General features: G+C 71.9%; 17 protein-coding genes and 1 riboswitch. Of the genes, 3 read left to right on the forward strand and 14 right to left on the reverse strand.

Annotated elements, in window-relative coordinates:
- Positions 1–31: 31 nt before the first annotated feature.
- On the forward strand, positions 32–2,584 hold the full coding sequence (locus AB8A24_RS11095; protein WP_328963099.1) for an ABC transporter permease: 2,553 nt from the start codon (positions 32–34) through the stop codon (positions 2,582–2,584).
- Positions 2,585–2,650: 66 nt separating this feature from the next.
- Here the strand turns inward: AB8A24_RS11095 and AB8A24_RS11100 are convergent, their stop codons facing one another.
- The 9 genes from AB8A24_RS11100 to AB8A24_RS11140 form a co-directional block, all read right to left on the reverse strand.
- The gene (locus AB8A24_RS11100; RefSeq protein WP_328963098.1) at positions 2,651–4,060 is read right to left on the reverse strand and encodes a cyclopropane-fatty-acyl-phospholipid synthase family protein; all 1,410 of its coding nucleotides are present in this window, start codon (positions 4,058–4,060) and stop codon (positions 2,651–2,653) included.
- Positions 4,061–4,238: 178 nt separating this feature from the next.
- Positions 4,239–5,621, reverse strand: a complete 1,383-nt coding sequence (locus AB8A24_RS11105; protein WP_033222695.1) for an NAD(P)/FAD-dependent oxidoreductase — start codon at positions 5,619–5,621, stop codon at positions 4,239–4,241.
- Positions 5,622–6,022: 401 nt separating this feature from the next.
- The gene (locus tag AB8A24_RS11110; RefSeq protein WP_328963097.1) at positions 6,023–6,964 is read right to left on the reverse strand and encodes a Ppx/GppA phosphatase family protein; all 942 of its coding nucleotides are present in this window, start codon (positions 6,962–6,964) and stop codon (positions 6,023–6,025) included.
- The gene (locus tag AB8A24_RS11115) at positions 6,961–7,527 is read right to left on the reverse strand and encodes a DUF501 domain-containing protein (protein ID WP_266392163.1); all 567 of its coding nucleotides are present in this window, start codon (positions 7,525–7,527) and stop codon (positions 6,961–6,963) included. The genes AB8A24_RS11110 and AB8A24_RS11115 overlap by 4 nt, the downstream gene beginning before the upstream one ends.
- A 56-nt stretch (positions 7,528–7,583) precedes the next feature.
- On the reverse strand, positions 7,584–8,072 hold the full coding sequence (locus AB8A24_RS11120; protein ID WP_030763523.1) for a septum formation initiator family protein: 489 nt from the start codon (positions 8,070–8,072) through the stop codon (positions 7,584–7,586).
- A 99-nt stretch (positions 8,073–8,171) separates the two neighbouring features.
- Positions 8,172–9,452 (reverse strand): phosphopyruvate hydratase, encoded by a 1,281-nt coding sequence (eno, locus tag AB8A24_RS11125; RefSeq protein WP_030763520.1) that lies wholly within the window; start codon positions 9,450–9,452, stop codon positions 8,172–8,174.
- 292 nt (positions 9,453–9,744) lie between these two features.
- Positions 9,745–10,467 (reverse strand): transglycosylase family protein, encoded by a 723-nt coding sequence (locus tag AB8A24_RS11130; RefSeq protein ID WP_266392168.1) that lies wholly within the window; start codon positions 10,465–10,467, stop codon positions 9,745–9,747.
- A 3-nt stretch (positions 10,468–10,470) separates the two neighbouring features.
- Positions 10,471–10,643: riboswitch (cyclic di-AMP (ydaO/yuaA leader) on the reverse strand.
- 276 nt (positions 10,644–10,919) lie between these two features.
- Positions 10,920–11,870 (reverse strand): transglycosylase family protein, encoded by a 951-nt coding sequence (locus AB8A24_RS11135; protein ID WP_328963095.1) that lies wholly within the window; start codon positions 11,868–11,870, stop codon positions 10,920–10,922.
- 190 nt (positions 11,871–12,060) lie between these two features.
- Entirely contained in the window at positions 12,061–13,458 is a 1,398-nt protein-coding gene (locus AB8A24_RS11140) for a cytochrome P450 (protein ID WP_369475431.1), read from the reverse strand.
- A 31-nt stretch (positions 13,459–13,489) separates the two neighbouring features.
- On the opposite strand from AB8A24_RS11140, the gene AB8A24_RS11145 reads away from it, so the two are divergent.
- Positions 13,490–14,686 (forward strand): globin domain-containing protein, encoded by a 1,197-nt coding sequence (locus tag AB8A24_RS11145; protein WP_328963093.1) that lies wholly within the window; start codon positions 13,490–13,492, stop codon positions 14,684–14,686.
- Between the two features lie 55 nt (positions 14,687–14,741).
- Here AB8A24_RS11145 and AB8A24_RS11150 read toward each other — a convergent pair whose 3' ends face one another.
- Both AB8A24_RS11150 and AB8A24_RS11155 read right to left on the reverse strand, forming a co-directional pair.
- A complete protein-coding gene (locus AB8A24_RS11150) occupies positions 14,742–15,755 on the reverse strand; it encodes a nucleoside triphosphate pyrophosphohydrolase (RefSeq protein WP_369475432.1) in 1,014 nt (337 codons plus the stop codon).
- Between the two features lie 54 nt (positions 15,756–15,809).
- Complete coding sequence (locus AB8A24_RS11155) at positions 15,810–16,433, reverse strand: SurA N-terminal domain-containing protein (RefSeq protein WP_030724649.1); 624 nt, start codon at positions 16,431–16,433, stop codon at positions 15,810–15,812.
- A 277-nt stretch (positions 16,434–16,710) separates the two neighbouring features.
- On the opposite strand from AB8A24_RS11155, the gene AB8A24_RS11160 reads away from it, so the two are divergent.
- Positions 16,711–19,143: a YfhO family protein gene (locus AB8A24_RS11160; protein ID WP_328963091.1), complete on the forward strand. Its 2,433-nt coding sequence runs from the start codon at positions 16,711–16,713 to the stop codon at positions 19,141–19,143.
- Here the strand turns inward: AB8A24_RS11160 and AB8A24_RS11165 are convergent.
- The 3 genes from AB8A24_RS11165 to AB8A24_RS11175 form a co-directional block, all read right to left on the reverse strand.
- Positions 19,127–20,635, reverse strand: a complete 1,509-nt coding sequence (locus AB8A24_RS11165) for a protein kinase (protein ID WP_369475433.1) — start codon at positions 20,633–20,635, stop codon at positions 19,127–19,129. The two genes, AB8A24_RS11160 and AB8A24_RS11165, sit on opposite strands and share 17 nt — an antisense overlap.
- A complete protein-coding gene (locus AB8A24_RS11170) occupies positions 20,632–21,228 on the reverse strand; it encodes a hypothetical protein (RefSeq protein ID WP_369475434.1) in 597 nt (198 codons plus the stop codon). Before AB8A24_RS11170 ends, AB8A24_RS11165 begins: the two co-directional genes overlap by 4 nt.
- A 167-nt stretch (positions 21,229–21,395) precedes the next feature.
- Positions 21,396–23,480 (reverse strand): class I SAM-dependent DNA methyltransferase, encoded by a 2,085-nt coding sequence (locus AB8A24_RS11175; protein ID WP_369475435.1) that lies wholly within the window; start codon positions 23,478–23,480, stop codon positions 21,396–21,398.
- Positions 23,481–23,672: the final 192 nt, after the last annotated feature.

Genomic DNA, 23,672 nt, shown 5'->3' on the forward strand with positions numbered 1-23,672 from the left:
TCCAGACTTCCAGCCCCAGGACTCGAAACCCATGTTCCGTACAGCCCTGCGCAATGTCCTCGCGCACAAGGCCCGACTGCTGATGACGGTGCTCGCCGTCACCCTCGGCGTCGCCTTCGTCTCCGGCACCCTCGTCTTCACCGACACCCTCAAGAAGTCCCTCTCCGGCCAGTCCGCCAAGGACTACGCGGGCGTGGCCGTCTCCGTCACCTCGTACGGCCAGGGCCGCAACGACCAGGGCGAGAAGGAGGGCGAGCCGGGCCTCGGCCAGGCCACCCTCGACAAGGTCAAGGCCCTCCCGGGCGTCGAGTCCGTCTCCGGACGCGTCACCGGCTTCGCCGGCGTCGGCGACGAGAACGGCAAGCTGATCGGCGCCGGCTGGTCCAACCAGGGCTCCAACTTCACGCCCCTCAAGGACGGCAAGAACCCGCGCTACACCTTCGTCGCGGGCGCCGGCCCGGCCAAGGCCGACGAGATCGCGCTCGACAAGGCGACCGCCGAGACGGGCAAGTACAAGGTCGGCGACAAGGTGCGCGTCGCCACCAACGGCCCGGTGAAGGAGTACTCCCTCGCCGGCGTCTTCACCACCGAGGACGGCGGCGTCCAGGCCGGCGGCAGCCTGGTGCTCTTCGAGACCAAGGTCGCCCAGGAGCTCTACCTCAAGCCCGGCTACTTCCAGGAGATGTCGGTCGCGGCCAAGGCCGGCACCTCGGACGAGAAGCTGCTCGCCGACATCAAGCCGCTGGTCGACGGCAAGCACACCACCGCGAAGACGGGCGCCGAGCTCGCGGCGAAGCAGGCCAAGGACATCGAGGAGGGCCTCGGCCAGATGGGCACCATGCTGCTCGTCTTCGCCGGCATCTCCCTCTTCGTCGGCATCTTCCTGATCTACAACACCTTCACCATGCTGGTCGCCCAGCGCACCAAGGAGCTGGCCCTGCTGCGCGCCGTCGGCGCCAACCGGGGTCAGGTCATGCGCTCGGTGCTCGCCGAGGCCCTGGTCGTCGGCGCCCTCTCCGCCGTCGTCGGCCTGCTCGGCGGCATCGGCCTGGCGGTCGGCATGCGCTCCGTGCTCGAATCGTTCGGCGCCAAGCTCCCGGGCGGTGACCTCGTGGTCGCCCCGGGCACCATCGTCGCGGCCCTGGTCATCGGCGTCCTGGTCACCACGGTCGCCGCGGTGCTGCCGGCCTGGCGCACCGGCCGGATCGCCCCGGTCGCCGCCATGGGCAGCGCCCACCTGCCGGCCACCGCGAAGTCCCTGCTCGTCCGCAACATCATCGGCTCGATCATCAGCGTCATCGGCATCGGCCTGGTCCTGCTCGGCGTCTCCAAGGGCGGCGACACCGGCCGCATGACCATCGGCGCGGGCGCCTTCTTCATGCTCATCGGCATGATCGTGCTGCTGCCCCTGCTCGCCAAGCCGGTCATCGGGGCCGTCCGCCCGCTGCTGCAGAAGGTGTTCGGGATCCCCGGCAAGCTGGCCTCCCAGAACGCCGTCCGCAACCCGCGCCGCACCGCCGTCACCGCCGCCTCGCTGGCGATCGGCCTGACCCTGGTCACCACCCTGTCGGTGCTCGGCATCACCGTCGGCAAGGTCGTCGACCGGATGAGCACCGAGAAGCTCAAGGCCGACTACAAGGTCTCCATGGCCGGCGGCATGGGCTACCTCGACAAGTCGGTGACCGAGACCCTGGCCAAGACCCCCGGCATCAAGGCGGTCTCCCCGCAGACCGCCGGGTACTTCATGGTCGGCGACGACTTCCGGTCCGCCTCCGGCGTCAACCCGGCCGGCATCGGCCAGCTGCTGAACATCGAGACCGTCAGCGGCTCGGTGGACTCCCTCGGCAAGGGCGAGATCCTGGTCGCCGAGAAGAGCGCGAAGAAGGCGAACCTCGCCGTCGGTTCCACGATCGATGTGAAGTACGAGGACGGCCAGACGCAGACCCTCAAGGTCGGCGCGGTCTACAAGGACATGGAGGGCCTGCTCTCCCCGTACGTCCTCGACGACAAGATCCTCGGCAAGCACAGCGAGGAGAGCGCCGTCTCCGAGGTGTACGTCAACGTCGACGGCGGGGCCTCCAAGGCCGGCCAGCAGAAGGTCGTCGACGCGCTGGGCAAGAACCCGGCCATCAACGTGGCCACCCAGCAGGACATGCGCAACGAGATGGGCGGCATGATCAACACCATGCTGAACGTCATGTACGGCCTGCTGGGCATGGCACTGCTCATCTCGGTGCTCGGTGTGGTCAACACGCTGGCGATGTCCGTCTTCGAGCGGACCCAGGAGATCGGCATGCTGCGGGCGATCGGTCTCGACCGGGGCCGGGTCAAGAACATGATCCGCCTGGAGGCCGTGTCGATCTCGCTCTTCGGCGCGGCGCTGGGTGTCGCCATCGGCGTCTTCCTCGCCTGGGCCGTCGGCAGCACGCTGGCGAAGTCCATGCCGAACTACGAACTGATCCTCCCGTGGGACCGGATCGGCATCTTCCTCCTGCTGGCCGCCGTGGTCGGCGTCCTGGCCGCCATGTGGCCGGCCCGCAGCGCCGCCCGCCTGAACATGCTCACCGCCATCAAGACGGAGTAGCGGCGGTACGGACGACGGAAGGGCCCCGGGCGACGCCTGGGGCCCTTCCGCGTTCCCGTCGTACTGCTAGACCGTTTCTGCTTCCGCGTCCCACGTACGCAGCCGCAGGGGCAGCCGGGCGTCCCCGGCCGCCGTGGGCCGTACCGCGAGCACCTGGTTGACCCCGAGCCGGCCCCGCTCGAAGCCCAACGCGCAGGCCGCCATGTAGAGCTGCCAGACCCGGGCCCGCCCGGGGGAGGTCAGCCGTACCGCCTCCGCCCAGTGCTCCTCCAGCCGGGCCACCCAGGCCCGCAGGGTCAGCCCGTAGTGCTCGCGCAGCGCCTCGACGTCACGGACCTCGAAGCCGGCCCGCTCCAGTTCGCCGACGGTGGTGCCGAGCGGCGAGAGCTCGCCGTCGGGGAAGACGTAGGCGTCGATGAACTCGTCGATCCGGTACGCCTCCTCGTCCGGCTCCGGCCGGCGGGCGATCTGGTGGTTCAGCAGCCGCCCGCCGGGGCGCAGCAGGGCGTGCAGGGTACGGGCGTAGTCCCGGTAGCGGTCGGCTCCGACGTGTTCGGCCATCCCGATGGAGGAAATGGCCTCGTACGGCCCGTCCTTGACGTCCCGGTAGTCCTGGATCCGGATGTCCACCAGGTCGGTCAGTCCCTCGTCGGCGACCCGTTTACGGGCGTACACGGCCTGCTCGCGGGAGAGCGTGACGCCGGTGACCCGGACGCCGTACTCGCGGGCGGCGTGCAGTGCCATGGAGCCCCAGCCGCAGCCGACGTCGAGCAGCCGGTCCCCGGGCCGCAGGGCGAGCTTGCGGCAGACCAGGTCGAGCTTGTCGTGCTGGGCCCGCTCCAGGGTGGAGCCGGGGCTCCAGTAGGCGCAGGAGTACACCATGGACGGGCCCAGGACCCGTTCGTAGAAGTCGTTGCCGACGTCGTAGTGGTGACTGACGGCCCGGCGGTCGCGGCCCTTGCTGTGGCGGGCTCCGCCCCGCCTGGAGGCGGCCTCCTCGGCGGGGGGCGAGGGTGGGGGCAGCGGTCCGGCGAGGGCGATCAGCTCGCGCGCGGCGGCCCGGTGGGCGGCGTCGCGCCACCGCGCCCCCGGCAGGTCGCCGAGCGCGGGCAGCCCGGCGCGGCGCGCGAGGCCGCCGAGGGCCGCGAACGGTCCGGGACCGCCCTGGGCGGTGGAGACGGTGGGGCCGACGGGCGGCAGGTCGGGCTCGCGTTCCCACAGCAGGCCCGCCACCCGGTCCAGCAGATCGAACAGATTGCCTTCGACCGTCAGTTCGCCCGCCACCCAGGCCCGGGCCAGCCCCAGCTCGCCGGGCCTCCAGAGCATCCGCCGCACGGCGCGGCGGTCGTGGATGACGAGTACGGGGCCGTCGGGCGGGCCCGCCTCGCTGCCGTCCCAGGCCCGCAGACGTACCGGCAGCGGGGCACCCAGCAGGGTCTCGGCAACAACGGCGAGCCGCGGCGCGGCGTCGGTCATGGCGCACCTCCACAAAAGCTCCGACCCCTCCGTCTACCCATCCCGGGCCCCGGGTACGCCGAAGGGCCCGCCCGCCCCCCGGATGGCGGGCGGCCCCTTGGGGGTCGTACAGGTCGTACAGGTGAAGCGGATGGAGCAAGTGGAGCAGGTGGAGCTCAGGCCCTGCCGGTCACACCGGTCAGGCCTTGGCCTTCGCGGCCGGGGCAGCGGCGGCGGCCGGGGCCGGCGCCGGCTTGGCGGCCTCGTAGAACTCCTCGCGGGGGGTCTCCAGCGCACCGAGGGAGACGACCTCGCGCTTGAGGAACATCGCGAGGGTCCAGTCGGCGAAGACACGGATCTTGCGGTTCCAGGTCGGCATGGCCATGCCGTGGTAGCCACGGTGCATGTACCAGGCCAGCCGGCCCTTGAGCTTGATCTTCGTCTTGCCCATGACGATCATCGCGACGCCCTTGTGGAGGCCGAGGCCCGCCACCGCACCCTTGTTGGAGTGCGAGTACTCGGCCTGCGGGAAGCCCCGCATGCCCGAGATGACGTTGTCGCCGAGGACCTTGGCCTGACGCAGCGCGTGCTGGGCGTTCGGCGGGCACCAGGCGTTCTCGACACCGGCCTTGCGGGAGGCGATGTCCGGAACCTGGGCGTTGTCGCCGGCGGTCCAGATGTAGTCCGTGCCCGTGACCTGGAGGGTCGGCTGGGCGTCCACGTGGCCGCGGGGGCCCAGCGGCAGGCCGTAGCGGGCCAGCACCGGGTTCGGCTTGACGCCGGCGGTCCACACGATGGTGTTGGAGTCGACCTCGAGGCCGTTCTTCAGCACCACGTGGCCGTCCACGCAGGAGTCCATGGAGGTGCTGAGGTAGATCTCGATGCCGCGGGACTCGAGGTGCTCCTTGCCCCAGGTGCCGAGCTTGGGCCCGACCTCGGGAAGGATCTTGTCGGCCGCGTCGACCAGGATGAAGCGCATGTCCTCGCGCTTGATCGTGGAGTAGTACTTCGCGGCGTCCCGAGCCATGTCCTCGACCTCACCGATGGTCTCCGCACCGGCGAAGCCGCCGCCGACGAAGACGAAGGTGAGGGCCTTGCGGCGGACGTTCTCGTCCGTCGTGGACTCGGCCTTGTCGAGCTGCTCGAGGACGTGGTTGCGCAGGCCGATGCCCTCTTCGACGCCCTTCATACCGATGCCCTGTTCGGCGAGGCCGGGGATCGGGAAGGTGCGGGAGACGGCGCCGAGCGCGATCACCAGGTAGTCGAAGGGCAGCTCGTACGCCTCGCCGACGAGCGGCGTGACGACGGCGACCTTGCGGTCCTGGTCGATGCTGGTGACCCGGCCGGTGAGAACCTCTGCCTTGGGCAGCACGCGTCGCAGCGGGACGACGACGTGCCGAGGCGAGATGCTGCCTGCGGCCACTTCAGGGAGGAAGGGCTGGTAGGTCATGTACGAGCGCGGGTCGACGACCGTGACGGTCGCCTCGCCGTAGCGCATCTTCTTCATGATGCGCTTGGCTGCGTACAGGCCTACGTACCCACCTCCTACAACGAGGATCCTGGGACGCTCCGTGGTGCTCATGGAACGAGTATCCAGCACCCAAAGGGGTGTCGCTCGTGAGCCCCTTCACAAGGACTGAGAGACCCTCTGCTACACTCCGCCGCCCACGTGACGGAGGTCATGACGCGCGACGGGAACCAGAAGGCGTCCGGAGTCGTTGTTCACCCGTCCTGAACTGGCCTCCAAGGCCGAAAGCGGACTGGACCACAGGGCTTCGTCCATACCTCTGACGCGGATCCCGTCGCCTCCGTCGATCGCACGAACGCACGCGAAAAAGGGCCTGAGGGGCTCCGGAGGGCCCCGAAGGACCCTTCCGTCGACCTCACAGACCCTTTTTCCTTGTGAAGAACTTCACGAACTTAATGTGGATCACGGGTCCAGCGGCCCCGCAACAGCCCCTCACAACCTGCTTCGAAGGTCGTTCAGGCGATCGACCAAGCGATTCCATCGAGGATGTCGTGCTCCGACACGACAACCTCGGAAGCGCCGATACGTTCCATGATCGCCAAAAGCACCAGGGCGCCCGCGCCGATCACGTCCACCCGGCCCGCGTGCATCACGGGGATCGCCGCCCGCTCGGCGTGCGTCTCCTTCAACATGCGCTCGCTGATCGCGCGCACCTGGTCGTAGGAGATCCGGGAGTGGTGGATCGCGGACGATTCGTACTCCGGCAGCTCCAGCGCGATCCCGGCGACCGTGGTCACCGAGCCGGCCAGGCCCACCAGCGTGCGCGCCTCGGCCAGCGGGACGCTCTCGGCGGCCAGGTCCAGCGCCGCCTCGATGTCGGCCCGGATCGCGGCGACCTGTTCCGCGGTCGGCGGGTCGGTGACGACACCGTCCACCACCAGGTGCCGCTCGGTCATCCGGACGCAGCCGATGTCCACGGACCGGGCGGCCCGTACGTGCTCCTCGCCGACCACGAACTCGGTCGAGCCGCCGCCGATGTCCACCACCAGGAAGGGGCGCTCCAGGTGCTCGTGCGCCGTGAGCTCCTTGGTGGCGCCGGTGAAGGAGAACTCCGCCTCCTGGTCACCGGAGATCACCTCGGGCTCGACGCCCAGGATGTCCAGGACCCCCCGGACGAAGTCCGCCCGGTTCTCGGCGTCCCGGGAGGCGGAGGTCGCCACGAAGCGCAGCCGCTCCGCGCCGAACTCCTTGATCACTCCCGCGTACTCGCGGCAGGCGGCGAAGGTGCGCTCCAGCGCCTCCGGGGCCAGCCGGCCGGTCCGGTCCACACCCTGGCCCAGCCGGACGATCGTCATCCGGCGGTCGAGCTCGATCAGCTCGCCGGTGGCCGGGTCGCAGTCCGCCACGAGCAGCCGGATGGAGTTCGTACCGCAGTCGACGGCGGCGACCCGGGTCACGCGCCCGACTCCTTCTCGTCCGTCTTCTTCTCGTCCGTCTTCTTCTCCCCGCACGGGACGACGCAGGCGCCCTTGGCCCACCACTCCGGCAGCATGGCGAGGGCTTCGTCGCCGAACGGGTTCACCCCGGGGCCGGCGGCCAGGGAGTGGCCGACCAGCACGTGCAGGCACTTCACCCGGTCCGGCATGCCGCCGGCGCTCGGGAAGCCCTGGAGCACCTCGATGGCGTCGCGCCGCTCGATGTAGTCCTCGTGGGCGGCCTGGTAGGCGGCGGCCAGTTCCTTGTCCTCGGCGAGCCGGGCCTGCATCTCCTTCATCACGCCGTTCGCCTCCAGCGTGCCGATCGCGGAGGCCGCGCGCGGGCACGTCAGGTAGTACAGCGTCGGGAAGGGGGTGCCGTCGGGGAGCCGCGGGGCGGTCTCCACCACGTCCGGCTGCCCGCAGGGGCAGCGGTGCGCGATGGCGCGCAGCCCGCGCGGCGGGCGGCCGAGCTGCTGCTCGAACGCCTCGATGTCCGCGTCGGTCGGCTCGGTCCGGTCGGTCTGGGGCGGGGGCGTCTGCATGCCTGGAGGAAGTCTCTTCGTTCTCGTGGATGGGTGCTGCGGTACGGCGGTACGGATCACTCGCCGGGGCGGTCGGCCTTGTCGACGCCGTCCCAGACGTTGGAGTACCAGGGGCGGTCGGAGCCGGCTTGGCCGGTCCGGTGCGGCTGCGGGGGCTGGGCCCCGGGGTCGCTCATGATGTAGCCGATCTCCCCCGGGCGCAGGAAGTGCAGGTGCTTGCGCGCCTGCTGCTCCGCGTAGGCGTCGTCCTGCCAGCGGGCCTTCTCGTCGCGGAGCCGCTCCAGGCGGTCCCGCGCGGCCGCGGCGGCCCGTTGCTGCTTCGCGATCTCCGAGCGCTGGGAGACGTACTGGCGCATCGGGTACGCGAGGGCGACGACCAGCGTACAGAGGACGAGCACCAGGAGCGCGGCGCGGCCGGTGAGCCGGCTGCGGCGGACCTGACGCCGCGACTGCGACCGGTAGACGTGGGCGGCGGTCCGCTCGCCGAGCTGCTTGAGCCTGGTCGCGGTGGAGAAGGTGGAGAACCGATCCCGGTTCCCGGCCATTGGTCCGCCTCCCCTAGGTACGCACTACGCAATACGTCCCCGCACACGGTACGGGACCGAGTGCGGGGACGTACGGAGGCCAGCCCCTCAGGGGGGTGATTAGCCCTTGAAGCGCGGGAAGGCGGAGCGGCCCGCGTACACCGCGGCGTCGTCGAGGATCTCCTCGATGCGCAGCAGCTGGTTGTACTTGGCGACACGGTCCGAGCGGGCCGGGGCGCCGGTCTTGATCTGACCGCAGTTCACGGCGACGGCGAGGTCGGCGATGGTGACGTCCTCGGTCTCACCGGAACGGTGGGACATCATGCACTTGAAGCCGTTGCGCTGGGCCATCTCGACGGCGTCCAGGGTCTCGGTCAGCGAACCGATCTGGTTCACCTTCACGAGCAGGGCGTTCGCGGAGCCCTCCTCGATACCGCGGGCCAGACGCTCCGGGTTGGTGACGAACAGGTCGTCACCGACGATCTGGACCTTGGCGCCGAGGCGGTCGGTGATGGTCTTCCAGCCGTCCCAGTCGTCCTCGAACAGCGGGTCCTCGATGGAGACGAGCGGGTACGCCTCGACGAGCTCGGCGTAGTAGTCGGTCATCTCGGCGGCCGAGCGGGACTTGCCCTCGAACTCGTACTGGCCGTCCTTGTAGAACTCGGACGCGGCGACGTCGAGCGCGAGCGCGATGTCCGTGCCCGGGGTGTAGCCGGCCTGCTTGATGGCCTCGATGATGAGGTCGAGCGCGGCGCGGTTCGACTCCAGGTTCGGGGCGAAGCCGCCCTCGTCACCCAGGCCGGTGGAGAGGCCCTTGGTGTGCAGGACCTTCTTGAGGGTGTGGTAGACCTCGGCACCCCAACGCAGCGCCTCGGAGAAGGACTCCGCGCCGATGGGGGCGATCATGAACTCCTGGATGTCCACGTTGGAGTCGGCGTGCGACCCACCGTTGAGGATGTTCATCATCGGAACGGGCAGCAGGTGCGCGTTCGGACCGCCGAGGTAGCGGAAGAGCGGAAGGTCCGAGGCCTCGGACGCGGCGTGCGCCACGGCCAGGGACACGCCGAGGATGGCGTTGGCGCCGAGCGAGCCCTTGTTGTCGGTGGCGTCCAGGTCGAACATGGCCTGGTCGATCAGACGCTGCTCGGTGGCGTCGTAGCCGACGAGCTCCGGGCCGATCTGCTCGATGACGGCGAGGACGGCCTTCTCGACACCCTTGCCGAAGTAACGGTCGGGGTCACCGTCACGCAGCTCGATGGCCTCGAATGCGCCGGTGGAGGCGCCGGACGGAACTGCAGCACGGCCGGTGCTGCCATCGTCGAGGCCCACCTCGACCTCGACCGTGGGGTTGCCTCGGGAGTCCAGGATTTCCCGGGCTACGACGACGTCGATGGACGGCACGAGCATCTCCTTCTGGGATGTGACGCTGAGTGTGCGGTGGCATGTCAGGCCGTGGGATGGCCTTGCCGCCTAGAGCCTAACCGGCTCCGGGCACTGGGCCGCCCGACCGCCCGGACCCTGGGACGAAAAAGGGACCGAATACCCCTCTTCCGGGACATAGGGTCGCTTGATCATCGGCTTTCGGGGGTCGGACGCAACACCGCCCGGCGCGTGGGGCACGCGCCGGGCGGTGGACATCCTGCACGGGGTCAGCTGACGCCGTGTACATGTTCCTGCGGCTTTGCCGCAGTGTTCAGCTGAGCTTCAGCTTCTGACCCGGGAAGATCAGGTCGGCGTCCGAGACGATGTCCTTGTTCAGCTCGAACAGCTTCTGCCAGCCGCCCTTGACACCGTTGGCCTCGGCGATGGTGCCCAGGGTGTCGCCCGACTTGACCTCGTACGAGCCGTTGCCGGTCTTCGGCGCGACCGGGGCCTCGGCACGCTCGGAGCGGGTGGTCGGAGCCTCGGGACGCTTGGTCTCCTGCTTCGGCGCGACCTTGGTCTCGGTCTTCTTGGTCTCGGTCTTCTTCGTCTCGGCCTTCGGCTTCGACTGCGGCTTGGAGGCCGGGGTCTCGGCGCCGCCACCGCTGTAGGAGGAGTTCGACAGACCCTTGCCGCAAGACGGCCAGGCACCCTTGCCCTGGCTCTTGAGGACCTTCTCCGCGACGGCTATCTGCTGCGCCTTGGTGGCCTGGTTGGCCTGCGGGGCGTAGGACTTGCCGCCGAAGCCGGACCACGTGGAGGGCGAGAACTGCAGGCCGCCGTAGTAGCCGTTGCCCGTGTTGATGGCCCAGTTGCCACCGGACTCGCACTGCGCGACCTTGTCCCACTCGGACGAGGTCGCGGCGCTGGCGGTGCCCGCGGCCATCAGGGGCGCGGCCACGGCCACACCGGCGACACCGGCGAGCGTGACGATCCGGACAGACCGCTCGATTGCAGTACCGCGACGGTGCTTGCCCTTGCCGGAAAGCAGCATGGAGTTTCTCCTCACCGACGCCTACGAGGTGAGCTGTCGGGTTCGGGCGAGTGAGTTGCCCGGCCGTGCGACCTAGCGCACGTCTTAACCCCAAGCCGGTGGCGTGACCGTCTCTCAACGGCCGCTCCCGGCACCTACCTTGGTTCCCCCGCTCCTGCCTTCGGCGCTTGACGCGACGACTGTTCCCTCCGTCCGCCGGCAGGATTCGGCGATGCGGTCGAAGGAGCTCGCGGTGGCGAGCGATTCAGAAGGTAGACAGGTCTCTCCCCGATGTTCAACGAGCAACATCGGGGAGAAACGGCCCCTACTTGCGCCCCTCACAGGGGTGTTTGCGCAGGTGAGGGAGGGGTTTGCGCAATGCCCTGGGTGAGACACGCCAGTTGACCGGAAGAGACACATGTCTCACTTACAGAAATCCGACATTCAACTCTTTCCGGGTAACTGAACTGTCCTTATTGCGTGGTTAGATCCAGGTTCTGGCCAGGCTTGATGAGGTCGGCGTCCTCGCCGATCACTTGCTCATTGGCCTGGTAGAGACCGTTCCAGCCCCCCTTTACGCCCTTGGCAACCGCGATGGTCGCCAGGCTGTCGCCCGCCTGGACCGTGTAGACGGGGTTCGACGAGACGTCAGGCAGAGCCGACGGACCGGCCTCCGGCGCACCACGGTGCTTGCCGTTGCCCTCGACCGGAGTGGCCCCGGTGGTCTGCGGGACCTCCGAGGTCGCGGGGGCCGTCGGGTCGACCGGGGGCAGCCCCGGCGTGACGGGCGCGGTGGTGGGCGGCGCGGTCGGGTCCACCGGCTGCGTCGGCGCCGTCGGGTCGACGGGGGTCGGCGTACCGGTCGGGTCGCCCGGCAGGACCGGAGCCGTCGGGTCGACCGGGGGCGTCGTCGGGATGTCCGGCGCGGGCATGACGGGCAGTCCGATGGACGGGGCGTCGGGAATCAGGAACGGGGTGCCGGACGGGCTCGGAGCCGGGGCCGGGGTCGGGGACCCGTAGTCCGTGGACGGCTTGCCGCCGCCGGCCGACGGAACGGCGTCGTCCGGACGGGACGGCGCGGGAGCCAGCGGGCCCTTGCCGCCGGGCAGACCGGGGTCCACCTGTGCGGCGGGGCTCTCCTTGACCAGGCCGGCCGAGGCCGCGCACAGCGGCCACGCCTGCGGTCCCGTCGAGCCCAGCACCCGCTCGGCCACCGCGATCTGCTGGGAACGGCTCGCCAGATCGGGGCGCTCGGCGAAGTCGAGCCCGCCGGCGCTCTGCCACTCCTCCTGGGTGAACTGGAGTCCGCCGTAGGCGCCGCTGCCGGAGTTGGCGCTCCAGGAGCCACCGCTCTCGCACTCGGCAACCCTGTCCCACGTGGACGTGTCGGCGGCGGTGGCGCTGGTGGCGGCCAGCAGTGGCATGGCCAACGCAGAGCCAGTGACACCGGCTGTGACGACCAGCGCGGGGACCTGGCGGGGGCGTCTGTGACGGCCGTTCCCGGAGAGCATGAAGGATCACCTTTCGCATAACAGCTAGGTAACGGCAGAACCTAGCGGCCATCGAACGATTGTCACAAGTTCAAGTCGGATCTGACTTTTAATCAGATTTCGCTCAAGTGTTTTGAGCCGCGAATCGAACGGGAAGAGTACGAAGCCCTCGCATGATCAACCCACCGCGCCAGCGCAGGTCTTGGGGCGGAACGGCCAGTTCCAGATCGGGCAGACGCGTCAGCAAAGTCGCGAGCGCGGTCTGTCCTTCGAGCCGGGCGAGCGGAGCGCCGAGGCAGTAGTGGATGCCGTGACCGTATCCGAGGTGCTGGTTGTCGGTCCGGGAGAGGTCGAGCGTGTCCGGCTCCGCGAAGCGCTCCGGATCCCGGTCGGCGGCCGCGAGGACGACCAGGACCGGGTCGCCCACCTCGATCCGCATGCCGCCGAGGGTCAGCGGCTCGGTGGCGAACCGCCAGGTGGCCAGTTCCACCGGGCCGTCGTACCGCAGCAGTTCCTCGACCCCGGTGGCCAGCAGTCCGCTCTCCCCGGCGGCGAGGGAGCGCTGGAGGCGCTCGCGCTGCTCGGGGTTCATGAAGAGGGAGTGGACCCCGTTGCCGATGAGGTTCACGGTGGTCTCGAAACCGGCGAAAAGCAGGATGAAGGCCATGGCGGTGGCCTCGCTCTCCGTCAGATGGTCCCCGTGGTCGCTCGCGCGGATCAGGTCGGAGATCAGGTCATCACCCAGATCATCCCTTTTGCGGTGAATGAGTTCACCGAGGTAGGTCCGCATCTGCTTGACCGACCGGGCCACTCCGCCGCGCGGACCGCCGCCGTGGCGGATCATCATGCCCGCCCAGTCACGGAAGTCGTCCTGGTCCTCGCGCGGGACCCCGAGCATCTCGCAGATGGCGTAGATGGGGAGCGGGAAGGCGAACTCGTGAATGAGATCAGCCTCACCTTTCCCCGCGAAGGCGTCGATCAGGTGGTCGGTGAGCGCCTGCACCCGCGGGGCGAACTCGGCGACCCTGCGCGGGGTGAACGCCTTCGACACCAGCCGCCGCAGCCGGGTGTGGTCCGGCGGGTCGATGTTGAGCAGGTGCGTCATCAGCTCGGCCTTGCGCTCCCCCGGGATCCCGGTCTTGCCCTTGGCGTGCGCGGGCTCCGCGTGGTGCGCCGGATTCTTGCTGAGCCGCTGGTCGGCCAGGGCCTGGCGGGCGTCTGCGTACCGGGTGACGAGCCAGGCCTCGACCCCGCTGGGCAGCTTGGTGCGGTGCACCGGGGAGTGCTCGCGCAACCAGGCGTAGGCCGGGTAGGGGTCGGTCGCGAACTCCCAGTCGAAGAGGGTGGGGCCCTCGGCGGAAGGGGCGTCGGCGGGAGTGTCCGCGGGGGTCTCGGCGGGGGTTCCGGAGGTCTGCTCGTGCACCTGATGACCGTATCCCGGCGCCGAACCCTCATCCGATATAGGTGATTCGTCGCGGCTGTCCGTAGATCGGCCATCCCTTGACCTGAACTTCTCCGGCATTCCTACTTTCGGTTTTGTGGATGTCAGGATCTTGAAGAGCAGTTTCGCGGTGGTGGAGCGACGAGCCGAGCACGCCGTCAAGTTCTTCTACTCCCACCTCTTCTGGCACAACCCCGGAGTCCGCGCCCTCTTCCCGGACTCCCTCCACGACATGGAACGCCAGCGGGACCGGCTCTTCGCCGCGCTCACCCACGTGATCGCCCGTCTCGACGACGAGACCCTCGGCCCCTACCTGCGCGACCTGGGACGCGACCACCGCAAGTTCCTGGTCCGCCCCGAGCACTACGCGGCCGTCGGCGCCAGCCTGCTCGCCGCACTCGCGGAAACCTCCGGCGCGGCCTGGACCCCGTCCGTCGAGAAGGCCTGGGCCGAGGCCTACCAGGTGATGGCCGACGCGATGACGGCCGGCGCCGACGCGAGCGTGGACCCGCCGTGGTGGGACGCGGAGGTCGTACGCCACCTCCAGTACGGAGCGGACATAGGCGTCCTGACGCTCCGGCCGCACGCCCCCTTCCCCTATCTCCCCGGCCAGTACACGAGCGTGAGCAGCGAACGCCTCCCGACGACCTGGCGCACCTACTCCATCGGCAACGCCCCCCGCCCCGACGGCACCCTCGACCTGCACGTCAGCCGGGTCGACCGGGGCCGGCTGAGCACCACCCTGGTCCGCGAGACCCGGCCGGGCGACATGCTGCGGCTCGGCGCCGCCGGCGGGCAGCTGACCTTCCGCCGCGAGGACCGCCCGGTCAGCCTGATCGCCGCCGGCACCGGCTGGGCGCCGATCCGGGCCCTGCTGGAGGATCTCGCGGAGCGGCCTCCCGATCAGGACGTACGGCTCTTCGTGGTGGCGCGGGACGGCGCGCACCTCTACGACCGCCCGCTCATCGACGCGTACGCCGCCCGCTGCGGCTGGCTCGCCGTCACCTACATCACGCCCGCCCCCGGGCGGCACCGCAACCAGGCCACCGACCGGCTCGCGACCGCGCTCGGCCACCGGGGCCTGTGGCCGGACCAGGACGTCTACCTGAGCGGTCCGCCGCAGTTCGTCGACGAGACCGCCCACCTGCTCCAGGAGCTGGGCGCCCGCCCCGGCCGCCTCTTCCACGACGCGGTACCGGCCCACGGCCACGGGTACGGGGAGCGCCCCCTGGGCTTCGGCGAGTGGTTCCTGAACCGCCCGGCGCCCCACTGGCTCGACCCCTCGGCCCGCGCGCCCAGGGAGTACTAGTGCTGTGACCGGAAAGGTCCACCGGGTCACAGCACCAGGTCGTGTCCGCGGGTCGCTACTCGCCCGGCTCCGCGAGGCCCTCGGCCGCCCGGATCGCGTCCCGGTAGGCGCGGGCCGCCGCGCGCAGTGCGGTCTCGGGGTCGATCCCCGCCGCCTCGGCGCGCGCCGCGAGCTCCAGCAGTTCGTACCCGATGCCCTCGCCGCGGGGCAGTTCCACGGCGACGCCGCCCGTACGGGCCCGGCCGGCGAGCTTGGCCGCGAGCGCCAGACCGGGCTGGCCCACCGGGATCCCGTCGGTGACCGACTCGCGCCGCTTCTCCACCGCCTTGGTGCGCTGCCAGTGCGCGCTGACGTCCTCCGGGGTCTCGGCCTCCGCGTCGCCGAAGACGTGCGGGTGCCGGTGGATCAGCTTCGTGACGAGCGCCCCGGCCACGTCGTCGATGGAGAAGGCCTCGTCCGGATCCTCGTGCTCCTCGGCGATCCGGGCGTGGAAGACCACCTGGAGCAGTACGTCGCCGAGCTCCTCGCGCAGCCCCTCGCGGTCCCCGTCCTCGATGGCCTCGACCAGCTCGTACGCCTCCTCGATCGCGTACTTGGCCAGGCCCCGGTGGGTCTGCCGGGAGGTCCACGGGCACTCGCGCCGGACCCGGTCCATCACCTGGACCAGGTCGAGCAGGCGGGCGCCCGGCAGGTCGTACGAGCCCGGCAGGAGTTCCAGGTCGGGCATGGAGACCCGGCCCGAGCCGGCCAGCCGGGCCAGCCCGTCGGTGAGCCGCCGGTCGCCCTCGCCGCCCGGAAGCACGACGACCGTACGGCCGCCCGCACAGGCCTCGACCAGCGCGTGCGCGTCCGGGCTCTCGAACGCGACCTCGATGCCCGCCTCCCGCAGGTACGGCAGCTGCGGGTGGCCGGGGTCGGCGCACAGCACCCGGTCCGCGGCGTGCAGGATCTGCCACGCCGGCCAGGACAGCACACCGGGGGCGACCCGGTGGCTGGTGGTCAGCAGGACGATGCGGCCCGTGGGCTCGTCGGCGTCGGGCGTGGCGATGGGTTCGGAGTGGTCGGTCACCCTCCGAACCTACCTCCGCCGCGCCGGCCCCCGGCCCGGGGGGACCCCGGGGCGTCAGGCTCCGGCGGGAGCCGCCTCGGGGCGCGTCCGCTGGGTGATCCAGGGCGTCTCCCCGGTGCCGAGCTTGATCTCCTTGGCGTCCCAGGCGCCGTAGCGCGGGTTCACCTCGATGTGCAGGGCCTCGACGGCGGCGCGGGCCGGCGCCTCCAGCTTCCCGGCTCCGTACTTGGCGGTGAGCGCGGTGAGGAGCACCCGGTCGCGGAGGAAGCGGTCGACCTGGCCGGGAGCCATGGCCCCCTTCTGCAGGAGCAGTGCCTCGAACTGCTCGTTGCCGCCGTTCTCGTCGACGTACGCCTTGCGTTCGTCCTCGATGTCCTTCTGGGTGGCGGTGAGCCCCGCGGTGTCGGCCATCTTGTCGATGATCCGGCTCTGGAGGAGGGCGTCGAGCTTCTGCCGTTCCAGGTGGGGGGTGCTCGCGATGAGTTCGGCCGCGGCCTGTCCGGAACGGTTCTGCGCCGCTCGGACGTCGTTCACCTGGGCCTGGAGCGCGGAGGTGGTGATCCGTTCGCCGCCCACGACGGCCGCGGTGCCGGGGCGCGGTTCGCCCGAGCAGGCGGACAGCAGGGGCGCCGCCACCAGCAGGGCGGCGGATACGGAGAGCGCTGTGCGACGGTGCAAAGGAGCCTCCAGGGCCGGGAGATTGTGCGTCGGTGCACAAAGGGCCGTGCGGTGATCGATGTTATGAGGTCACGGTGATCCGGACCACCGGTTCGACCAACGATTCGCGCGCGGACCGAACACGCACCGTTCATAGGCGAGTCGGCGGGCTCCCGGGTGTCCGGCGCGCCACCCGTCACCCATCCGGGGGACCTCGCCGCCCGGGGACGGCCTGATCGGCCACCGGCAACCCTGAGGCCATCCTTCGGCCACCCGGCACTGCCAAGGTCGGCCCACCATGTCGACAACGCACCGCTCGCCGCGCTCCTTGCCGCGTACCTCGCCGCGTCCCGCGCCCCGTCGCTCACCGCGCCCGTCACGGCGCCACTCACCGCGCCGCCGGAGTCTGCTCGGCTCGGCGCTCGCCGCCCTGCTCACGGCGGTGGCCGTGTGCGCCGGGGACGCCGCCGCCCGCGTGTTCCCCTACGGAGCGCGCCACCGCAGCGTCAACGACCTCGGCAACCAGTTCGTCCCCTTCCACGCGCAGCTGTGGGACCTCCTGCACGGCCGGGCGGGGGGCGGGCTGCTGTTCAATTGGCGCTCCGGATACGGCATGAGCTTCCTGCCGGACCTGGGCACCTACCTGACCAGCCCCTTCGCCGTCCTCGTCGGGCTGTTCCCGCGCGCGGACATCGACCTCGCCGTGTACGTCGTCACCGTGGTCAAGACGGCGGCCGCGGCGGCGGCGATGACCTGGCTGCTGCGCACGCAGCGCCGCGGGCCCTGGTGGGCGGCCGGGCTGCTCGGGGCCTCGTACGCGCTGTGCGGCTGGTCGGTGATCGAGGCCGCCTACAACCCGATGTGGCTGGACGGGCTGATCGCCTTCCCGCTGCTGTGCCTGACCGGTGAATGGGCCCTGCGCGGGCGCCGGATCCTGCTCGCGCCGCTGGTCGTCGCGGTCTGCTGGACGGCGAACTTCTACACCGCCTACATGGCGACGCTGGGCGCGGCCCTGGTGCTGCTGGTACGGGTGGTGCTCACCCGGGAGGGCGTGCGCACCCGGCTGTCGGTGATCGCGCGGGGCGCCGGGACGACCGTGCTCGGGATCGCGCTCGCGGCGCCCGTGCTCCTGCCCCTCTTCCTCAGCTCCGGGCAGGCGTACCCGGGGTGGGTCAAGGAGTTCCGGCCGGTCTCCTCGGCCGACCTGTTCGCGCGGCTGCTGCCGGGCACGTACTCCTTTTCCTCCCCCGCCGTGTTCGTGGGCACCGGAACCCTGCTGCTGGTGGCCGCCCTCCCCTTCCACCGGGCCGTCCCCGCCCGCACCCGGCTGTGGTGGGTGGGACTGACCGTGGCCGTGGGGCTCTCCCTCCGATGGGCGCCCACCCACCTGGCCTGGCACCTCTTCGCCACCCCGAACGGAAGCCCGTACCGGCAGACCTTCGTGTGGGCCGGGATCGCCGTGATCGCCGCCTGGACCGGGCTGGCCGCCGGCCTGCCGCGGCTGCCGGCGCTGGTGGCGGGTGCGGGCGTACTGGCGGCCGCCGCGCTGTGGGCGTACGACAGCCCGCTGGTGACGGCGGCGGGCTACGCGCTGTTCGGCGGCGGGCTGGTGCTCGCCGCCGCGGCCTGGTGGGCGCTGCGCCACCGCCGGCTCGCGTGGCCGGCGGCCGGGGTGCTCGCGCTGGTCCTGCTGACGCAGGCCGCCGCCACCACCGCCTACGGCCACAAGGGCAAGCTGGGCGGCCTGGACGACTACCCGTCCTGGGGGCCGGCGCACACCGCGCGCGCCGAGGCCCTGGCCGCCGCCGAGGGTTGGCCCGCGTACCGCACCGACCCGGGCCGGCCCGCCCTGACGGGCAACGACCCGCTGCTGCTCGGCGGCGAGGGCGGCTCGTACTACAGCAGCCACACCCCGGACGTGTTCACCCGCACGATGGTCGCGCTCGGAGCGGGCTGGACCTCGCGCGGACGCAACGTCCAGAGCATCGACAACCCGGTGACGGACGCCGTCTTCGCGGTCGGCGCCCGCCTGCGGCCCGACGGGACGGTGCGGCGCGCCGAGGTGCCCCCGCTGGTGACGACCCGTCCGCCCGGCGCCGCCCTCTCCTACGCCGACGACTCCCCCTTCGCCAACCAGGAGCTGCTGCTGGGCGCCCGGGTGTACGAGGACCCGCTCGCGCCCGGGGTCTGCCGCGCGGGCACGGAGGCCTACCTGTGGGCCCCCGAGTACAACGCGACGGCCCGCCTCGCGGACGGCCCCGCCTTCCGCCTGAACGGCAACGCCCCGCGCAACCGGGCGGCGCTCCAGCCGCTGGGCCCCTCCCGCGGGGACTCCTCGGCCCTGGTCTTCGACGCGGCCCCGCCCCCGCGGTGGACCCTGTCCTGCCTGGACCGGGCGCGGCTCGACACCGCGGTGGCCGGCCTGCGGGCCACGGCGGCGACCTCGGTCCGGGTCGGCTCCTCCGAGGTCCACGCCACGCTCCCGCCGGGCACGACCGGCACGGCGGTCCTCTCGGTCCCCGCGATCGCCGGCTGGACCTGCGACGGCCGCCCGGCCGCCGACCACCTGGGTCTGGTGGCGATCCCGCTCTCCCCCGGCACCACCACGGTGAGCTGCGCGTTCCGCCCGCCGGGCCTGGTCCCGGGGCTGGCGGTCGCGGCGGGCGCGCTGGGGATCGCGGCGATCACGGCCCTGCGGGTACGGGCCCGGCCGGTCAGCGGACCTGGCTGAGCCAGTGCAGGGTGCGGCGGATCTCGGCCGGGAAGGGGTGGGCCGGGCCGTGCAGCCGTTCGGCGTCGAACAGCAGCCGGGCCAGGGTGTCGTGGGCCGCCTGGCGGTCGCCGAGGGAGAGCAGCAGGTGGGCTATCCGGCGGCGGACCTCCAGCGGCAGGCCCGGATCCGGGTTGGCGTAGTGGTTCTCGAAGAACGGGAGCAGCGAGCGGTACTCCGCCAGGGCGGCGGCCGGCTCGCCCAGTTGCTCCAGGCACTGGGCCGAGTCGTAACGGAAGCGCAGCGACTGGGGGTCCCCGGCCGGGGACTCGTCGGCGAGGCGGCGCAGTTCCGGCAGGGCACGCCGGTACTGGCCGTCGTCCATGAGCGTGGCGGCGTACTGCTTGCGCAGGGAGCGGACCACCGGGGAGTGCTCCCCGTGCTCGGCGGCCGCGGCCGGGAGGATGCCGCCGAGGATGTCCACGGCCTGGGTGAGCCGGCCCTCGTCCAGCAGCTTGCGGGCCTCGTCCACGGCGCCGGGGACGTCGGCCTTGGGCGGCGCGGGCGGGGTGCTCGGCCGCGGGGGGACGATCGCGGCCCGGTCCGGCCAGGGTGCCTGCGGGCGCAGGAAGGGCCGGGTCGGGTCGAGCGGGCCGGACGGGGTGCGGCTGTCGCGGGCGGGCAGCAGCGGGGCCAGGGCCTCGTAGACCTCCTGGGCGGAGGAGGGCCGGTCCTGCGGGTCCTTGGCGAGGAGGTGGAGCAGGAGCTTCTCCAGCTCCGGCGGGATCTCCGGGCGTATCTGGCGGACCGGGAGCGGAGGCTCGTACAGGTGGCGGTGCAGGACTCCGAGGGCGGTGGACCCGGCGAAGGGGACGTTGCCGGTGAGGAGTTCGTACAGCAGCACGCCGAGGGCGTACAGGTCGGTGTACGGGCCCACGGCACCGCCCATGGCCTGCTCGGGGGCCATGTAGGCGGGGCTGCCGATGGGTGAGCCGGTGCTGGTGAGGCGGGTGGTGTCGGTGTCCATCACGGAGGCCACGCCGAGGTCCAGGACGAGCACCGTGCCGTCCGGGCGGACCATCACGTTGCGCGGCTTCAGGTCCCGGTGCACGATCGGCACCGCGTGCACGGCCGACAGGACCGAGCAGAGCTGCGCGACGACGGCGACCGCCCACTGCCAGGGGTAGGGGTCGTGCTCGGCGAGGTGGTCGGCGAGGTCGGCGCCCTCCACGTAGCCCATGACGAGGAAGAGTTCGTCGCCGTCGCTGCCCGCGTCGTGCACGGTGACCAGGCCGGGGTGGTCGACCTGCGCGGTGACCCGGCACTCGCGGACGAAGCGGCGGCGCAGCTCCTCGGCGACCGTGCCGGGGCCGGCGACCTTGTCGGGACGCAGCAGTTTCACGGCGACGCGGCGGTCGAGGCGCCGGTCGTAGGCCGTCCAGACCTGGCCCATGCCGCCCTGGCCGAGGATGGTCGCGAGCTGGTAGCGGTCGCCGATGAGCCGGTCGGTCACTGCTGCGGGTCCTGGAACGGGGTCTGGTGGGGATCGTGGCGGGGGCCCCCGGCCGGCGGGGTCTGCTTGCGCAGCAGCTCGCTGAGCTCGTCGAGTTCGGCGCGGACCTGCCCGATGCGCGGGGGCGGGGTCGGCTGCGGCGGCACCTGCGGGGGTGCCGGGACCGGCGTCGGGGTGGGGGTCGACGTCGGGGTGGAGGGCCGGGTGGTGGCGGTGGCGGGCGGGTACCCGTAGGCGGGCCCGGACGACTGCGGGTGGACGTACGGAGCGGACTGCGCCGGGTACCACTGCGCGGTCGGGGCGGTGCGCCGGGCCTCGTGGTGCTTGATGTCGGCGACGAGGAAGTACACGCAGATCGCGAGACCGCTGAAGATCGAACCGCCGGCGCCCAGGTTGCCCTGCCAGCCGTTGACGTCGGGGGTGGGGTCGATCTGGATGAGCGTCATCCACACGACGGCCAGCACGCCGCTGACCACCATCAGCGTCCAGTCACGGGACTTGCGCGTGACCAGGGCGAGCCGCAGCAGGGAACCCCAGGCGAGGAAGCCGCAGCTGAGGATGGGCAGCAGCACGAACACCACGCGCAATGCCATCACACCCCCGGAATCGGACTGGGGGCCGTGCTGCGGCGGAAGGCCGGGGCCGTGCATCGCTGCTCCTGACGGGCCGTGCGGAAGAGGTTCGGGTCTGAGGGTATACAGCGTTCCCGGCCAGGGGTGAGGGGATGCGCGCAACCGTTGCACGCTCGCTGCACGGCTGTTCACTCCGGCGTGACCGTGCCGTCGGAGAGGCCGTCGTGGAAACCCTGTACGAGTTGTTCGCCGAGCCGCCCCGCCAGCCGTAGCGCGTCCTCGAACTCGGCGAGCGCCTGGAAGCGCAGCCCGTAGCCCTGTTGCTGCGCCAGCGGCAGCCGGGGCAGTCGGAGCCTGCGGACGTCGAGCCGGGTGGCGGTGGAGGCGTGGCTGCTGGCGCGGCGGGTGTTGGCGGTGCCGCGCAGGAATCCGGCCAGGAACCACGGGTCGAGGGCGTCCTTGTCCGGGCGCAGCAGGGCCAGGCCGCGGCCGGGTACCGCGCCGGCGGTGGCCTCGTCGACGACCCGGGCGATGGCGGCGCCGCCGACGAGGGGGACGAGGACGTCGCCGGGGGCGGTGAGCACGGGCTCGTCGGCGGTGGGCGCCAGGGTGCCGGAGGGGCCCGATCCGGTGTAGACGTCCTGTTCGGTGAGGACGGGGGCCGAGCCGGTTCCGCCGCCGGTGCCGGTGTGCAGTTCCAGGGCTCCGGCGCGGGCCAGTTCGCCGACGGTGGTCATCGGCGGCCGGACCGTGCCCCCGGCGGGCGCCGCCGCGGCGGGCGGGGTGAGCCGGGCGGCCCGGCCGAGGGTCTCGCCGAGCCGCTCCCGTACGGCGGTCAGTTCGGCCGGACCGCCGCCCGCGGTCGGCGGGGGCAGGTGGCGGGCGGGGGTGAGGTCCACGTCGTCGTCCAGCAGCTCGATGACGGGGACGACACGGCTGACGCCCGGCGCCCGCGCCACCGAGCCGGTGCGGTCGTACGCGTTCCAGGCGTCCTGCACCGCTTCGTGCACGGCGGGCCAGGCGGAACGGAGCCGGTCGTCGGCGGCGAGGGCCGCGGTGTCGATGAGCAGCAGCCCGGCCGGGGGCGCCGCGTGCGGGGCGGGCCGGCGCAGCACCCACAGGTGCAGGGGGATCCCGTACGGGGGCGCCGCGCCGGCCGGGAGCGCGACGACGGCCCGCAGCGCGCCGCGGCGCAGCAGGTCGGCGCGGATGCGGCGGCCGGAGCGGCGGGCGGCGACGGCGGGCGGCATGAGCAGGACGGCGGTGCCGCCCTCGCGCAGGTGGGCCAGGGCGTGCTGGACCCAGGCGAGTTCGGATTCGGTCCGGGCCGGGAAGCCGTACTCCCAGCGCGGGTCGTAGGCCAGTTCCTCGTGACCCCAGGCGCGTTCGTTGAACGGCGGGTGGCAGAGCACGGCGTCGACGGTGTCCTGGGCGAAGGCGTCGGCCCGCAGGCTGTCGGCGGCGGCGGCGCGGACCTGGGGCGTTCCGTTCAGGGCGAGGCGCAGGGCGGCGAGGGCGGCGAGTTCGGGCGCGGAGTCCTGCGCGTACAGGGCGGTGGCGCCGCGGACGGCCCGCAGCAGGGTGCCGGTGCCGCAGGCGGGGTCGAGGACCTTGAAGGGTGCGGCGCCGGCCGCTCCGGTGGAGCCGGTGCTTGCACCGGAGGGTCCGGCGAGGGCGGCCATCAGAGCGGCGAGGCCGTCCGGGGTGAGCGTGTACTGGCGGGGGTTGGCGTCGAGGTGGCGCCCGAGGAGGAACTCGAAGGCCTGGCGGGCCCCGAGTTCGGCGGCGAGTTCGGCGGCGGCCCGCAGCAGCGGCACGGCGGCCGGGCGCAGCGGGATCTCGGCGAGCGCGTGGCCGGGCCCGAGGCGGGCGCCGAGCACCTGGTCGAGGACGGGCCGCAGCAGGGTGGCCATGCGCGCGTCGGAGACGGCGGTCAGCTCCAGCCAGTCGGCGGGCCGGTCCCGTACGACGAGCAGGGCGCCGCCCGCCTGGACGAGTGCGACGACGGCCCCACCGGGGTGGGCGGCGATCTGCTGCCAGACGCGTTCGCGCAGCGGGACCTCGGCGAGCTTGCCCTGGGCGCGCAGCCAGTGCTCCACCTCGTCCAGGGAGAAGGAGGGGCTGGTCTCGGTGCCGCCGACGGGCTTGGGGAAGTCGGCGTGGCGGCGCCGCCAGTTGCTGACGGCCGCGCGGCCGACCCCGGCCAGGCGGGCGACCTCGGCCGCGGTGACCTCTGCTGCGGTGACCTCTGCTGCGGCGTTCTCCTCGGGCATGCCGGGGAGCTTACCCGCTCACAGCAGAGAGACCGATTCACAGCGTGAACTCAAGAATCTCGGTGAATCGTGTTGACTCGGTTCACAGAGATCTGCTCTGATCGGCACGTCATCACCCACCGGACTGCCGGGATCCACTTCAAGCGGAATACAATCTTCCGCTTCTCCTTTAATCTTCCTTTACCCCCACCT

The organism is Streptomyces sp. BF23-19, from assembly GCF_041106355.1.
GTDB classification, from domain to species: domain Bacteria; phylum Actinomycetota; class Actinomycetes; order Streptomycetales; family Streptomycetaceae; genus Streptomyces; species Streptomyces virginiae_A.

Excerpts from the sequence above, each read along its gene's own strand:
- AB8A24_RS11140 (WP_369475431.1), bottom strand. The coding sequence starts at position 13,458 with ATGCCGGAGAAGTTCAGGTCAAGGGATGGCCGATCTACGGACAGCCGC.
- AB8A24_RS11095 (WP_328963099.1), top strand. The coding sequence starts at position 32 with ATGTTCCGTACAGCCCTGCGCAATGTCCTCGCGCACAAGGCCCGACTG.
- AB8A24_RS11160 (WP_328963091.1), top strand. The coding sequence starts at position 16,711 with ATGTCGACAACGCACCGCTCGCCGCGCTCCTTGCCGCGTACCTCGCCG.
- AB8A24_RS11100 (WP_328963098.1), bottom strand. The coding sequence starts at position 4,060 with ATGACCGACGCCGCGCCGCGGCTCGCCGTTGTTGCCGAGACCCTGCTG.
- AB8A24_RS11105 (WP_033222695.1), bottom strand. The coding sequence starts at position 5,621 with ATGAGCACCACGGAGCGTCCCAGGATCCTCGTTGTAGGAGGTGGGTAC.
- AB8A24_RS11135 (WP_328963095.1), bottom strand. The coding sequence starts at position 11,870 with ATGCCACTGCTGGCCGCCACCAGCGCCACCGCCGCCGACACGTCCACG.
- AB8A24_RS11175 (WP_369475435.1), bottom strand. The coding sequence starts at position 23,480 with ATGCCCGAGGAGAACGCCGCAGCAGAGGTCACCGCAGCAGAGGTCACC.
- AB8A24_RS11115 (WP_266392163.1), bottom strand. The coding sequence starts at position 7,527 with ATGCAGACGCCCCCGCCCCAGACCGACCGGACCGAGCCGACCGACGCG.
- AB8A24_RS11170 (WP_369475434.1), bottom strand. The coding sequence starts at position 21,228 with ATGGCATTGCGCGTGGTGTTCGTGCTGCTGCCCATCCTCAGCTGCGGC.
- AB8A24_RS11120 (WP_030763523.1), bottom strand. The coding sequence starts at position 8,072 with ATGGCCGGGAACCGGGATCGGTTCTCCACCTTCTCCACCGCGACCAGG.
- AB8A24_RS11130 (WP_266392168.1), bottom strand. The coding sequence starts at position 10,467 with ATGCTGCTTTCCGGCAAGGGCAAGCACCGTCGCGGTACTGCAATCGAG.